Below are 13,182 nucleotides of genomic sequence, written 5' to 3'. Positions count from 1 at the left end.
GTGCGGCTTCTTTTTATGCTTCGACTTTATTAAAAAATTGTGGTAGATATTCTTTATGTGCTTCTAGCATTTCATCTAGGATGCTTTTTGCAATGGCATCTGATGGGACGAGCGGATTGATGGTCATGGCGACAAGTGCTGTGTTGTAGTCGCCTGTCACGGCTGCTTCAGCGGCTACACGTTCAAAGGATTTAATTTGAGAAATAAGTCCTTTGACAGCGACCGGCATTTCACCAACAGCGATTGGTTTTGGGCCGTCTTTTGTGATGACACAGTTCAGTTCAACGGCAGAATCATTTGGAATGTCACTGATGGCGCCATTGTTGATTGTGTTTACAGGCTGAATGTCATGCTTGTCGTTATAAATGGATGCGATCAAGTTACATGCTGCATCACTGTAATAAGCACCGCCTCGTTTTTCAAGCTGTGGCGGCTTAATATCAAGATCAGGATCTTTGTAAAGCTCGAACAGGTCATTTTCTAGTGCACGGACGACTTCTGCACGAGTTCCCTCATTCGCTGCTGCTTTTTTCTCTTCAGCCAGCATATCACTTGTTTTGTAATAGTAGCGGTGGTACGGACAAGGAATCACACCAAGCCCTTTTAAGAAATCTGCATCCCACGGAATCGCTTGAATGTTGTTCATGGACATGGTGGAGTTTGGATCTGCCATGTCTTCGATCACTTGATCCATGATGCTTTTGCCATCTAAGAACACGTTCAGTCCAAAGACCATATGGTTTAATCCAGCAAAGCTGACTTCGACTCTGCTTGCGTCGACATCAAGTCCTTTGGCGATGCCCATGCGAATGCCGATTGGTACGTTACATAAGCCAACGACTTTGCGGTGGTTTGAATAGCGAAGTACGGCTTCTGTGACCATACCAGCTGGATTTGTGAAATTCACAAGCCAAGCATCCGGGCATAATTCTTCAATGTCTTTCACAATCTCAAGAATGACAGGGATGGTGCGCAGACCCTTGAATAGACCGCCTGGACCGTTTGTTTCTTGACCAATGACATCATATTTTAAAGGAATGCGTTCATCCTTCATACGTGCTTCCAGTAATCCGACGCGGAATTGTGTTGTGACGAAATCAGCGTCTACCAGTGCTTTCCGGCGATCTAAAGTTAAATGAACCTCGATTGGAAGTCCCGCTTTTTTTACCATGCGTTTTGCAAGATTTCCGACGATCTCAAGCTTTTCTTTACCTGCTTCGATATCGACGAGCCAAAGTTCGCTAATTGGAAATTCATCGTACCGTTTAATGAATCCTTCGACAAGTTCTGGTGTATAGCTTGATCCTCCGCCGATTGTGACAACCTTTAATCCTTTTGTCATGTTCTGCACCTCCGAATAATGTAACGCACAATGTTATAATAGAGTGAATCAATCTTTTATCATTTGTTTGTACATTTATAGCTTATCGTGAGAGTACCTTGTGCGTAAACGGTTTAAGCGTCTTTAGGCAAGGGTGCCCTATTTAGAGATTTGTTACATAAAAGAAACGTCTTGTGTCATGTTGTTGGAGAAAGGGGAAGTCAGATGTTTTCAAGTGAGGTCATTTCCAGCTTTAATGAACTAGAAAGCGCTTTATACCGATACATTATGGAAAACAGTGAAAAAGTCGTCTATATGAGAATTCGTGATTTGGCAGATGCCGCACATATATCGACCTCATCTGTCCTTCGCTTTTGTCGAAAAGTGAATTGTGAAGGCTTTTCAGAATTTAAGGTGAAGCTCAAAATGTATTTAGAAGCAGAACAAACACCTTCTTTGAAAAGCACGCAGCATTTCCTGTATGAATTTATCGAACGGACACTTAAAGGAGATTTTGAAGAGAAGATTAAAGAGGCAGCGAAGCTCATTGCGGATGCAAAGAATGTGCTATTTATCGGGACAGGCAGTTCTGGTATTTTGGCGCAGTATGGGGCAAGGTACTTTTCAAGTCTTGAGAAATTTTCATTTTACATCAACGATCCGTTTTTCCCGATGAATATGCAGTATTTAGACAATAGTGTCACCATTGTGCTGTCGGTATCAGGAGAGAACAGTATTACGATTGATCATATTTCGAAACTAAAAAGAGAAGGCAGCACGATCATTAGTATTACAAACAATCAGCACTGTACAATTTCTCGTATTTCCGACTTGAATATTGCTTATTACGTCACAGACGAACGAGTCCATAGAGCCAACATCACCACACAGACACCCGTTGTGTATATCCTAGAAGCAATGGCGCGTGACATGTTTGCGATGTTAAAAGAAAAGTAAAAGAGCCGCTGCCTTAAACAGTGGCTCTTTTTTTCTGCATCATGAAAGCGGTGATGGCAATCCCGGAACAGATGAGTACAAACAGTCCGCCTAACAAATACACAAATCTCGCTCCGAATGTATCCGCAATTAATCCAACAAAGAAAATAGATAAACTGACAGACATAGAAGAGAGCACGTATTGAGCCGAATACACCTTTGATAACTCATGGACTGGCGTTTCCGTTTGGAGAATGGTTTGCTGCGAAACATCCCGAATTTGATAGGCAGGCCCCATTAAAATACAAAGCAGCAATGCAAGCCATGGCAGGCTGTTTAGTGAAAATAGGATCGTCAGCACTGCATAAATAAAAGAGCCCGCTGCCATAAAGAGGAGAAGTTGTTTTTGAATAAACTGACTTAGCCATGCAGCCATGAGTCCGCCTATAATGGCACCTATATAATATGCGGCATTGATATATCCCCACCATTCCGCACCTTCCTTTAAAACAAGTGTGACAAAGGCAAGCGTAACCGGTCCGACCCACAAAGCACCTGCAATATTTTCACTAACATCCATGAAAGTCAGGATGCGAACCGTTTTGTTTGTCCAAATGATCTTCCAGCCATCTTTGAACCCGTTCATCTTATTTTCTTTTTGAACCGTGTCTTCTTGCTTGAGTAGAGAAAAAACAGGGATGATCAATAGATAGGACAACACAATCATGAAACAAGAGGCCCACATTAAATAAGATGGACCAATCAACAGGACGAGCATTCCAGTAAACGAATAGCCGGCGATTTGAACAGATTGATAAAAAACGGAGGCTGTACTGTTCGCTTTCACAAGCTGATTTTCTGGCACAATCATCGGCATGATGGCCTGTAATAAAGGACTAATGAACCCGCCTGTGATGGAAATTAAAATGAACGCACTAAACAGCCAGATCAGGTGCTGCTGAAAGAAATCAAATTGGGTCGTGAATACGACGAGCATTCCAATACGTAAAAGAGGGATCCATTTCAATAGACGCTTGGTTTGAAAGAGTTCTGTCAAAACAGGAGAGAGGAGCCCAGCCAATAGCTGACATAGTGTTCTTATGAGCGGAAATACAGCCGCATAGGCGACAGATTGTGTATCTTGATAAATAACCAATGTGACTGTCATCAAAAATAGAATATCACTCAGCATCAGCAGGCTTTTACTGCCTGTATAAAACCAAAACTTATTTCCCATATCCAACCGACTCCTTTTCAAAAACAAGTTCAGTATAGCATGTTGGCGAAGTGTTCAGAGGTTTTCCATTGAAAAATACATCTTAAGGATGAGAGGATTGTGATAAGCTAAATGAAAGAACATCGTAAGGAAAGGGGTTCAATCCATTGAAAAAATTACCAGCGCATGACTTTTTGGACAAGCATGGCATCCCGTATGACATCAAAACATTTTCTGCCGACACAGAGAAGGGCGCAGCGAATGTAGCGGCTGCTCTTGGTTTTAGAGAAAGACAAATGATCAAAACATTGATCTTTGAAACAGGGGAAGGCGAGCAGCTGCTTGTAATGGTGGGTGCTGACCAGCACATCAAATCAGGGAAACTAAAGAAAGCCGCTGGCTCTCGTAATATCAAAATGGCTTCACCAGACACAGTGCTTGAAGTGACGGGCTATCGGATTGGCTCGATTCCGCCATTTTGCTGGCAGCCGGAAGGGTTCCGCACGATTATCGAAACATCGCTATTAAAAGAAGAGATATTAGGCGTTGGAGCGGGAGAATGGGGAAATGAAATACTCATCACACCAGAACAATTAGTGATAGCCTCAAAAGCGGTCCCATTTGATCTTGTTCAGCCATCCGAATAGAAAAAGTGCCTGTTGCTGAAGCAGGCACTTTTTTAATTGGAGTCAGGTGCTATAAAGGGTCCGATGTCTTTCATTTGCAGAAAAGCATTCACCGTCCTATTTTCCTCAAGGTCATTCGCCCGTTTGCAGACCACAACAGGTCTGATAATGTCTATTCCTTCGATATACACGCGCCCAATCTCTCCGCGTTCTAAGCTTCGTTGAACAGCGTCACGAGGAACAAGGGTGATGCCATAGCCAGCTTTGATCATTTGAATGGCTTCGTGGACACCACTGAATTGTAAATCAACGGTCGGTTTTTTAATTCCTTTAGCGGTAAAAAGGGAAGAAAGCTTGTCTCTCGTTGAACTGCCTTCTTCTCGCATTAAAAAAGGTTCATGGCTCAGTCGTTCTAGGGGGACGGTTTGTCCATTTAACGGATGATCCACAGGCACGATAAAGTCATAACTTAAATCAGTTAAGTGAGAGGTGTGAAGATCTTCGTGGTGCAGATCCTCTATTACGGCGATCGCCACATCTGATTGATATTGAAGCAGGCTTTCGATCACTTGAGCGGAGTTTCCGCTTTTTAATTCAATATCTGTCTGTGGCGATGCTGTTTTAAAAGAGGCAAGCCAATCAGGCAGTAAAAAGTTAAGTGGTACGTAGGTAGAAGCAATTCTGAGTCTTCCTTTTTTTCCGTTTTGCAGAAGAGTAATCTGATATTCTACTTCTTTTTCCGCCTCGAATACTTGCCGGGCATATGGATACAGGATCTTCCCCATCTCCGTCAGGGTAATCCCCCGGCCGTTTCGTTTGAAAAGACGAAAGCCGATCTCTCGTTCAATGCTTCGTAATTGTGCTGTCACAGCCGGCTGCGTCAAAGACAGCACGTCTGCCGTTTGTGTGACACTTTTTGTTTCGGCTACCTTTGCAAAAATACGGAGGGCATGTAAATTCATCTTTGCACCGCCTATCAATTATTTTGATGATTCAATCAAAAACATTCATTAGATTTATTATAAGGTATCCCTTATCGTAAAGGTAGCGAAGGGGGAAGAAAAAATGGATCGTCGTCAAAAGCAAGTGGTGTCAATTGCACTCATCACAGCATTTGCCCTTATTGGGGATTCAATGCTCTATATTGTTCTCCCGGTCTATTGGAAAGAGATTGGTTTATCATCCATTTGGGAGGTGGGGTTACTGCTGTCTATCAACCGATTCATTCGTATCCCGCTAGCACCTGTCGTATGGTGGCTTTATCGATATATTCCAATGAAGACCGGTGTACTGATCGCAATATTGATCGCGTCAGTGACCACGATATTATATGGTATGAGTGGATTTTGGCTGCTATTGATTTGCCGCTGTGCATGGGGTCTCGCTTGGACGTTACTCCGTATGAGTGGGATGAGGGTCCTAGCTGAAATGGACGAAGGCTCACAAGGACATTTGACGGGTCTTTATAATGGGCTTTACCGGCTTGGCAGTTTATTTGGCATGTTATTTGGGGGAATCCTTGCCAGCTTGATCGGTTTTCAGTCCATGACGCTTGTCTTTGGCTTACTCACATTAATGGGCTGCATTTTTTATGTATCGTTGGATGAAATTGAAAAGAGAGAAGGCACGCAGGTGTATCATGGCATCAAACAGAAGTGGTTTACACGAGATGTGGTAAAAGTACTGATAACAGGCATGCTGATCGCACTGATCATCCAAGGTTTATTCGCATCCACCCTGAGTCATGTCATTGAAGCAAAGATTGCCCAAGATGAATTGACTCTGTTTGGCTTTGTCATCGGAGCTTCGGCTTTAAGCGGTGTTATTCAAGCACTCAGGTGGGGATGGGAACCATTTCTCGCACCGAGAACGGGCAAATGGTTTGATCGTCTTGTGATGAAGGAACGAATGTTATGCTGGATGTTTCTTTCATTTGGAGGGCTCAGTTTTCTTGTGATCATGTTGAAGGTAAGCGGCTGGTTCCTATTGATGCTGCTTTTGATTCAACTAATGGCAACAATTGTCACAACGTTCACCGATACACTTGCCTTTCAAAAAGCTTCTGCTCAAACAGATAAGAACCGCTTTCTCGCCAGCTATTCTTTTGTTCAAGATATGGGGGCTGCTTTAGGACCTTTGTGTGGGTATACGTTGATCCAGTTTTTCGGAACAAACAGCGTCTTTTGGCTGATGCTTATCATAAGCTTAATGCTCGTCAGCATGTGGATAAGAAGCGGGCAGCATGTTTCTTCTAGTGCAGTGTAAAAAATAAAGCTTTATATAAAAAACTGCCTCATGCAGCTGATCGCAGGAGGCAGTCATATTCTCTTATTCTAAGTCTGAATCATAGGCTTTTTGCGTGAGTTGGCTGACGACCTCTTTCAATCCATTGGGTTTATGGAATTCAACAGGTGTGCTTCCTTTTTCAAATACAATTTGATCTGCTTCAACGAGCACGACATATCGATTGTTGACCTTTGCGATATGAATCGAGTGGCCGAAGTCGGCTAAAAGTCCTTTAATTTCTGTTTCGCCTAGACGCATCTTCATTGTGATATCAGGGGTTTGTTCAACAATATGCGAAGCCGCTAGTGTGACCTGTTCTGTATCGAGTGTTTCCCGAATCTCCCGTTTTTCACTTGCTTCCCATATTTCAAGGTCCTCTTCAAATTGTTTTAATTCTTCACTTTCATCCTGAAATGTTTCAAATACATGTTCCTGCACCATATTCATGACCTGTGATTTCATGATTTCAGGCATCGATTCTCCGTATTCGACGAATTTCAGAAAGTCTTCAAAATAACGAGCGTGTGAGGATTGGTGAATTTTCACTTCGGCTTCCTCTGTCATGCCCTCTTCTGGCATAAACGGGTATTGAATCGATTTCATGTTTTTTGTTGTAATCGCCATTTCTACTTTTTTGATCAAGGTAGATGTATCAGCAATAGAAGCGACTTTCTGTTCAAAATCGCATTTCATGATAAAGACAAAAGAGTCATCGAAATATTTTTTAGGAACCGCAGATGCAACCAAAAACACGCCGCCTCTGACAGCACTTGTATCTAAATAGGTGCGAACAAATTGTTCACTGCATTCGTTAAATACTTCTTTTGTATCTGCAAATCTCGTCTGATGAAATAAATTGTAGTTTGGATTTGAATCGAGTTCATGCCCGGGTTCGACAATAAATCGGCCAATTTTAGTCGGTACTTGCTCAGACTTAGGGTGTCTGTCCACTTTTCGTTTGACGATTTTTTTAAGCTCACCGTCTAGAAAGTCTTTCAGCTCACTTTGTTCAAATTCCTCTTGGTCTAATGTTTGGTAATGTTTAAACCGTTTATTTGCTTGTTCCTCTTTGCCTTCTATTTCAACCACATAGAATGATAGAAAACGTATCGTAAAATCCACTGATTGGTCACCACTTTTTCTTCTTTGGATATGTTGAGTATAGAAAAAGGAGTGAAAATCGTCAACGAATGGAGAAATATCGTGTCATTATTTCCCGAGAAATGTTTCGTGAAAAACGCTTGATAATAATTATCATTCTTGATAGAATGATAAAAGAAAAGAAGGAACCTGCCAGTTCCTTCATCTCAGAAAATCATGTATTATTTTGTTTCAAATGTTTCGCAATCCGTTTCAGCATTGCGAGTCACGTCAGTCATTGTGCTTTTACCAATTTTAATGGTAGAAGCTGTACAGCTGTTGTCAGCCCAAAAACGGCAAGAGTTCACTTCACAAAGTACATTTTGTGCCATGGGAATTCACCTCCGTGATTCATATTAAGAATGAAGCAAGCTGCCACTTGAGTTCATTCAATCTAGTAGTCTCTTTATCGAAAGAGGCTGTTTGTGCTGTATATGCACATGTTTATCATACCATCTACCCTGAAAATATACAATTTAAACTTTGAAAGAGCGAGAATGCAAATCTCGCTCTTTTTTGTTTGTAAAAATAGTTAAATGCTAGGTGGCATCCTCTCTTATTCCGACATATGAATAGAGTAGATTCAAAACCTGATGTCGGACAAAGTATAAGGGTACATGTACTGATTTTCCGCATGAAGATAGGGTTTTCAATCAAAAATTTTCATAGAGAGATGAGGGGAGAAGATGAAAGCAGTCATTCTCTGCGGAGGAAAGGGAACGAGAATGAGTGAGGTCACACAAGCGCTTCCTAAACCACTTGCTATGATCGGAGATCGGCCTATTCTATGGCATATTATGAAAATCTATCAGTATTACGGTGTAGACGAGTTTATCTTATTGCTTGGATATAAAGGAGAGAAAATCAAAGAGTATTTTCTCAACTACGACTGGCGGCATCACAGCATGCAGCTGGATATGTCGACAGGGGAAATGAAGCTTTTAGGGAAGTCGGAGAATTGGAAAATCACCTTTTTAGATACGGGTGAGGATACAATGACAGGCGGGCGGTTAAAGCAGGTACAGGATTATATTGGTGATGAGACATTTATGATGACGTACGGGGACGGACTTGCCAATATCAATATGTTTCATTTGCTCAAGCGCCATCAAGAGCTTGGAGCAGCTGCCACTGTCACAGGAATTGAAAAGAAATCACAGTACGGCACGCTGAAGGTGTATAACGGGATGGCACAATCCTTCTCTGAGAAGACAGACAGTATCGGGATGATCAATGGAGGATTTTTTGTGTTGTCTCCAAAGGTTTTTGATTATTTAACAGATGATGATCAATGTGTGTTCGAAGCAGAGCCTCTTCAGAACTTGGCGAATGATGGAGAGCTAGCAGTCTATGAGCACCACGGATTTTGGACAGCAATTGATACGTATAAAAACTTGAAAGAAATCAACGGCATGTGGGCAGATGGAAAACAACCATGGAAGGTTTGGTGACAGCATGAGCGGATTTTGGAATGGGAAAAACGTATTTGTGACTGGGTGTACGGGATTGTTAGGGAGTTACCTCGTCAAGGAATTGATAGATCAAGGAGCAAACGTAACAGGGCTTGTACGTGATCAGGTGCCAAGATCGAACTTATATCAAGGCAGTCAATTTGAAAAGATGAATGTCGTCCAAGGCGCACTTGAGGACATGCAAACGATAGAACGTGCGTTAGGAGAATATGAGATTGATACAGTCTTTCATTTGGCCGCCCAAGCGATTGTTGGAGTCGCAAATCGTCACCCGGTCTCTACATTTGAAGCCAATATTTTAGGAACATGGAATGTGCTGGAGGCATGCAGAAGACAGCCGCTTATCAAACGAGTGATTGTGGCATCGAGTGATAAAGCATACGGGGATCAAGAGCAGCTTCCTTATGATGAAGACATGCCGCTTAACGGCAAGCACCCATATGATGTGTCAAAAAGCTGTGCAGATTTAATTTCTCACACGTACTACAACACATATGGTCTTCCGGTTTGTATTACGCGCTGCGGTAATTTATATGGAGGCGGGGATTTGAATTTTAACCGAATCATTCCGCAAACCATCCAGCTGGTATTAGAGGGAAAGGCGCCAGAAATTAGAAGTGACGGTACCTTTATCCGTGATTATTTCTATATTGAAGATGCGGTCAAGGCTTATTTACTGCTAGCTGAAAAAATGGAGGAAAAAGGGCTTGCAGGAGAAGCATTTAACTTTAGTAATGAAATTCAGCTGACCGTGCTTGAGCTCGTTGATAAAATCTTAAAGGCGATGGGCAGTGAACTAAAACCTCGTATTTTGAATCAAGGAACGCATGAGATTAAGCATCAATATTTATCAGCAGAAAAGGCGAGAAAGCTGCTTGATTGGAAGCCTGATTACTCCATTGATGAAGGGTTAGAAAAGACAATTGAATGGTATCGTGAATTCTTTCAAAAATAGAGGTGTATACAGATGAACAGCATATATTGTACGGTTCTATCAAGTGGAAGACTTTATCAAGCTATTGCGTTTTTCTTATCGTTGAAGCAAGTAGAAGATGATGCTGTCATCAAGACGTTATGTATGGATGATGCTGCATTTGATTTGCTTCATCAAATGAATTTCCCGCATGTCGATCTTGTTCATGTGCGTGAGCTTGAAACGCCGGAACTTCTAGAGATCAAAAAGGAACGAAATGATTCGGAATATTGCTGGACATTAAAACCGATTTGGATTGAGTGGCTATTTAAGCAGGGCCAGGCGGAGGAAGTGACGTATCTTGATGCGGATTTGTTCTTTTATGAGCGTCCACAAGTGATTTTTCAAAATCAGCCTGATGCCTCTGTGCTTCTATCAAGAGGGGATATTGTCATTCCAAGCTTTGATCGAGAGGAAGTGAAAATGCTTCAGAAACTTTTAGGGCGCTATAATTCAGGATTCCTGCATTTTAAAGGAGATGAAGCCGGCCGGAAGTGCCTGAGCTGGTGGAAAGAAGAATGTCTAAAGGAATGCAAAAATGCGCCTGGAGAGGGGAAATTTGGCGATCAAGGGTATTTGGATCATATGCCGATGCTGTTTGAAAAAGTAGAAGATATTCAAACAAAGGGTGTGAATATTGGTCACTGGAATTATGGCCAGCATTCTTATCAGGAAGAGAATGGACGTATTTTGCTTGAGGATGGAAGCCCACTCATTTGCTATCATTTCAGTGGTTTTCGGATCTTAAGCAAAGATGATATGCAGCAAATCCATGAAAAAGGAAGAGATGATTTGCCATTTTTCCAAGAGGCCTATCGGGAAGTGCTGCGTCATGTGATTGAATCGGTAGAACAAGTCAATCCGATGTTTAACGGCTATGCCAAACTGGAGGAGGATGGCGCATGAATGAAAAGCCGAAGGTCAGCGTCATTATTCCGAGTTATAATGCGAAAGAGCGTTTAGAAGGGAGCCTCTTTTCCTTAACGCTTCAGGAAACCGATATTCCATTTGAGGTCATTGTTGCTGATAATGGGTCAACGGACGGCACGATGGAAATGCTCGAAAACATTGAGGTGAACTTTCCATTCAAAAAGGTGCGTATTCCTGTCAATCAAGGAATTGCCAAGGGGCGCAATCATGCCATTCGTGAGGCAGAGGGAGACCTCTTAATATTCCATGACAGCGATATGTTGGCAGAGCCCCAATTTATTCAAAAGCACGCAGAGGCACATGCTGATCATGAGGACCGTGTCATTTGCGGTGTATGCTGGAAGCGAATCTACCGTTATTTTTACACCGGTTTTGATAAAGATCATGTGAAACGATTAAAAAAACAAGGGCTGTATCAGCGGAAAATGAAAGACAAAACGTCTCTTGTGTCGATGGAGGAAGTGAAAAGCGGCGCATTTCTAGAGAGAAGCTTCGACTTGCAGTCCGAATTTATTGATATCCTGAAAGACATTTTAAACACGTACGACTATGATTTAAGTTCTTATCAATTGCCGTGGCGATTTTTTATCACAAATAACTCTTCCGTCAAGCGAAAGCATGTCATGGAACTAGGGATGTTTGATGAAAAAATCGTTCGATACGGGTTTGAGGATTATGATTTAGGCATTCGTCTGCATCAGCTTGGCCTCTCATTTGAGCTGCGTGAGGATATTTTAAGTGTGCATCAGGAACATCCAAGTAATTTAACGTCATTCGATGACATCAAATATAACATTTTGTATATGTGCGAGAAGTACAACAATATTGATTCGATTGATGTTCATTTGGCTTTCTCTGGTCCGTTTTCTCATACCGTGACAAATGATATCGTGAAAGACATTCGCCAGCTGCGTAAGAATGCAGCATATGATGATATGCTTGCTTATTTTTTGGAGCTGCTTCATATGATCACAGAGCGGAATGTGGGCATTAAACGTGATCAAAAGGACGTGCTGACGGCAAAGCATTTCCCTTTGAAAAAGCTGTCAGAGGCGGCCCAGCTTGCCAAGCAGGAACATGGATGCAAGGTGCTGGTAGAAGCCATTCAAGGGCTCACAAAAGAGCTGCTGCATGTTGACTTGTTCCAAGTGGATGTGTTGTAGATGGCATCCTATCATTTCACAACCATTGTGTCGAATACCCATGTATTTAAACTGCTGGCGCTGATTCATTCACTTGAGCAGACGGCTCAATCATACAAACTTTCTGTCTTATGTGCTGATCCTTTGGCTTACAAGGTGTTAAGTCAGTTTCCTCATCCACATGTCCAATATGAAAAGCTTGAAGATGTGGAAGATGATTCGCTGCGAAAAGCAAAGGCGGATCGTACGTTCCACGAGTATTGCTGGACGCTTAAGCCTGCGTTTCTACTCAGAATTCTTGAGTCCTCTGATGCAGATTATCTCGCTCATTTGGATACGGATTTGTATTTTTATCATGATCCAGAGGCGATATTTGCAGAAAATCCACTCGCTCATGTATTTTTGACAGATCATATGAATTCCAAGCGATTCTATCACTTTTATGAATTATCCGGCCGTTTTAATACTGGGTTTGTAGGCTGTCGAAACACAGATGTGGCCAAACGGGCTGTGACGCAGTGGAAAGAGAACTGCATTGCGCACTGTACAGTAGAAATGGATACGGAAAAAAAGACATATGGTGATCAGCGGTATGTTGAAAGATGGGTCGATGATTTTGAGGGTGTCCATGTGGTGGCATCTAAAGGTGCCAATGCAGCGATTTGGAATATTGAAAACTATAAGCTCTCCGTTGTGAAAGGAGATATGTATCTCGACGAATGTCCACTGCTGTTCTATCATTTTTCTGCCTTTACGATCATTGATGAAAATACCTTTAATCTGAACTGGTATTACTATATGACAGAACACACTCTTGTGGATCATTTGTATATTCCGTATGCGGATTTGATTCATCTGAAAATTAAACAGGTGCAAAAGGTCTTTCCAGACTTTCAGCAGGGGTTTATTGCAAAGAAGCATGTTCCGGACACGCATTTTTATGAGATATGAAAAAACCGCTCATTTATTGAGCGGTCAGGCTGTCGAGAAAATCTCGACAGCTTTATTTTTTTCCTTAAATTTTCCACTATCCCATTTTATAATAGAGAAAAGCATACTAAAGGAAGGTGTTTTTCTCATGTTCCACACTAGAAATTCTTCTCAGCACGAAGCCGAATTTGTTTTGCTAGATCAATTGGT

At 42.0% G+C, this 13,182-nt stretch carries 13 protein-coding genes; 8 read left to right on the top strand and 5 right to left on the bottom strand.

Annotation, left to right across the window (positions count from 1 at the left end):
- Nucleotides 1-13: 13 nt before the first annotated feature.
- The gene (locus EBQ12_RS15780) at nucleotides 14-1,342 is read right to left on the bottom strand and encodes a 6-phospho-beta-glucosidase (RefSeq protein WP_125590628.1); all 1,329 of its coding nucleotides are present in this window, start codon (nucleotides 1,340-1,342) and stop codon (nucleotides 14-16) included.
- 204 nt (nucleotides 1,343-1,546) lie between these two features.
- On the opposite strand from EBQ12_RS15780, the gene EBQ12_RS15775 reads away from it, so the two are divergent.
- Nucleotides 1,547-2,278: a MurR/RpiR family transcriptional regulator gene (locus tag EBQ12_RS15775; protein ID WP_017366780.1), complete on the top strand. Its 732-nt coding sequence runs from the start codon at nucleotides 1,547-1,549 to the stop codon at nucleotides 2,276-2,278.
- Between the two features lie 13 nt (nucleotides 2,279-2,291).
- On the opposite strand, the gene EBQ12_RS15770 is transcribed toward EBQ12_RS15775, so the two are convergent.
- Nucleotides 2,292-3,494: an MFS transporter gene (locus EBQ12_RS15770; protein WP_125590626.1), complete on the bottom strand. Its 1,203-nt coding sequence runs from the start codon at nucleotides 3,492-3,494 to the stop codon at nucleotides 2,292-2,294.
- 146 nt (nucleotides 3,495-3,640) lie between these two features.
- Between EBQ12_RS15770 and EBQ12_RS15765 the strand changes: the two genes are divergently transcribed.
- Nucleotides 3,641-4,120, top strand: coding sequence for an aminoacyl-tRNA deacylase (locus tag EBQ12_RS15765; RefSeq protein WP_125590624.1), 480 nt, complete (start codon nucleotides 3,641-3,643; stop codon nucleotides 4,118-4,120).
- A 32-nt stretch (nucleotides 4,121-4,152) separates the two neighbouring features.
- Here the strand turns inward: EBQ12_RS15765 and EBQ12_RS15760 are convergent, their stop codons facing one another.
- Nucleotides 4,153-5,061, bottom strand: a complete 909-nt coding sequence (locus EBQ12_RS15760; protein ID WP_125590622.1) for a LysR family transcriptional regulator — start codon at nucleotides 5,059-5,061, stop codon at nucleotides 4,153-4,155.
- Between the two features lie 103 nt (nucleotides 5,062-5,164).
- Between EBQ12_RS15760 and EBQ12_RS15755 the strand changes: the two genes are divergently transcribed.
- Nucleotides 5,165-6,364, top strand: coding sequence for an MFS transporter (locus tag EBQ12_RS15755; RefSeq protein WP_035391404.1), 1,200 nt, complete (start codon nucleotides 5,165-5,167; stop codon nucleotides 6,362-6,364).
- 63 nt (nucleotides 6,365-6,427) lie between these two features.
- On the opposite strand, the gene EBQ12_RS15750 is transcribed toward EBQ12_RS15755, so the two are convergent.
- Both EBQ12_RS15750 and EBQ12_RS15745 read right to left on the bottom strand, forming a co-directional pair.
- The gene (locus EBQ12_RS15750) at nucleotides 6,428-7,507 is read right to left on the bottom strand and encodes a DUF3900 domain-containing protein (RefSeq protein WP_017360425.1); all 1,080 of its coding nucleotides are present in this window, start codon (nucleotides 7,505-7,507) and stop codon (nucleotides 6,428-6,430) included.
- A 200-nt stretch (nucleotides 7,508-7,707) separates the two neighbouring features.
- On the bottom strand, nucleotides 7,708-7,857 hold the full coding sequence (locus EBQ12_RS15745; protein WP_008344201.1) for a DUF1540 domain-containing protein: 150 nt from the start codon (nucleotides 7,855-7,857) through the stop codon (nucleotides 7,708-7,710).
- A 354-nt stretch (nucleotides 7,858-8,211) separates the two neighbouring features.
- On the opposite strand from EBQ12_RS15745, the gene rfbF reads away from it, so the two are divergent.
- The 5 genes from rfbF to EBQ12_RS15720 are packed head-to-tail and all read left to right on the top strand — an operon-like array spanning nucleotide 8,212 to nucleotide 12,993.
- A complete protein-coding gene (rfbF, locus tag EBQ12_RS15740; protein WP_125590620.1) occupies nucleotides 8,212-8,976 on the top strand; it encodes a glucose-1-phosphate cytidylyltransferase in 765 nt (254 codons plus the stop codon).
- 4 nt (nucleotides 8,977-8,980) lie between these two features.
- Nucleotides 8,981-9,952, top strand: coding sequence for a GDP-mannose 4,6-dehydratase (locus EBQ12_RS15735; protein ID WP_025092661.1), 972 nt, complete (start codon nucleotides 8,981-8,983; stop codon nucleotides 9,950-9,952).
- A 12-nt stretch (nucleotides 9,953-9,964) separates the two neighbouring features.
- On the top strand, nucleotides 9,965-10,876 hold the full coding sequence (locus EBQ12_RS15730; protein ID WP_058214226.1) for a putative nucleotide-diphospho-sugar transferase: 912 nt from the start codon (nucleotides 9,965-9,967) through the stop codon (nucleotides 10,874-10,876).
- Nucleotides 10,873-12,063, top strand: coding sequence for a glycosyltransferase family 2 protein (locus tag EBQ12_RS15725; protein WP_125590618.1), 1,191 nt, complete (start codon nucleotides 10,873-10,875; stop codon nucleotides 12,061-12,063). The genes EBQ12_RS15730 and EBQ12_RS15725 overlap by 4 nt, the downstream gene beginning before the upstream one ends.
- Nucleotides 12,064-12,993: a putative nucleotide-diphospho-sugar transferase gene (locus EBQ12_RS15720; protein WP_125590617.1), complete on the top strand. Its 930-nt coding sequence runs from the start codon at nucleotides 12,064-12,066 to the stop codon at nucleotides 12,991-12,993.
- Nucleotides 12,994-13,182 lie beyond the last annotated feature (189 nt).

It is taken from the genome of Bacillus sp. 2B09 (genome assembly GCF_003946835.1).
Classification (GTDB): domain Bacteria; phylum Bacillota; class Bacilli; order Bacillales; family Bacillaceae; genus Bacillus; species Bacillus altitudinis.
Note: the sequence above shows the minus strand (reverse complement) of the source record. Positions and strands in the feature narration are given on the sequence as shown.

Excerpts from the sequence above, each read along its gene's own strand:
- EBQ12_RS15780 (WP_125590628.1), bottom strand. The coding sequence starts at position 1,342 with ATGACAAAAGGATTAAAGGTTGTCACAATCGGCGGAGGATCAAGCTAT.
- EBQ12_RS15775 (WP_017366780.1), top strand. The coding sequence starts at position 1,547 with ATGTTTTCAAGTGAGGTCATTTCCAGCTTTAATGAACTAGAAAGCGCT.
- EBQ12_RS15770 (WP_125590626.1), bottom strand. The coding sequence starts at position 3,494 with ATGGGAAATAAGTTTTGGTTTTATACAGGCAGTAAAAGCCTGCTGATG.
- EBQ12_RS15760 (WP_125590622.1), bottom strand. The coding sequence starts at position 5,061 with ATGAATTTACATGCCCTCCGTATTTTTGCAAAGGTAGCCGAAACAAAA.
- EBQ12_RS15755 (WP_035391404.1), top strand. The coding sequence starts at position 5,165 with ATGGATCGTCGTCAAAAGCAAGTGGTGTCAATTGCACTCATCACAGCA.
- EBQ12_RS15745 (WP_008344201.1), bottom strand. The coding sequence starts at position 7,857 with ATGGCACAAAATGTACTTTGTGAAGTGAACTCTTGCCGTTTTTGGGCT.
- rfbF (WP_125590620.1), top strand. The coding sequence starts at position 8,212 with ATGAAAGCAGTCATTCTCTGCGGAGGAAAGGGAACGAGAATGAGTGAG.
- EBQ12_RS15735 (WP_025092661.1), top strand. The coding sequence starts at position 8,981 with ATGAGCGGATTTTGGAATGGGAAAAACGTATTTGTGACTGGGTGTACG.
- EBQ12_RS15730 (WP_058214226.1), top strand. The coding sequence starts at position 9,965 with ATGAACAGCATATATTGTACGGTTCTATCAAGTGGAAGACTTTATCAA.
- EBQ12_RS15725 (WP_125590618.1), top strand. The coding sequence starts at position 10,873 with ATGAATGAAAAGCCGAAGGTCAGCGTCATTATTCCGAGTTATAATGCG.
- EBQ12_RS15720 (WP_125590617.1), top strand. The coding sequence starts at position 12,064 with ATGGCATCCTATCATTTCACAACCATTGTGTCGAATACCCATGTATTT.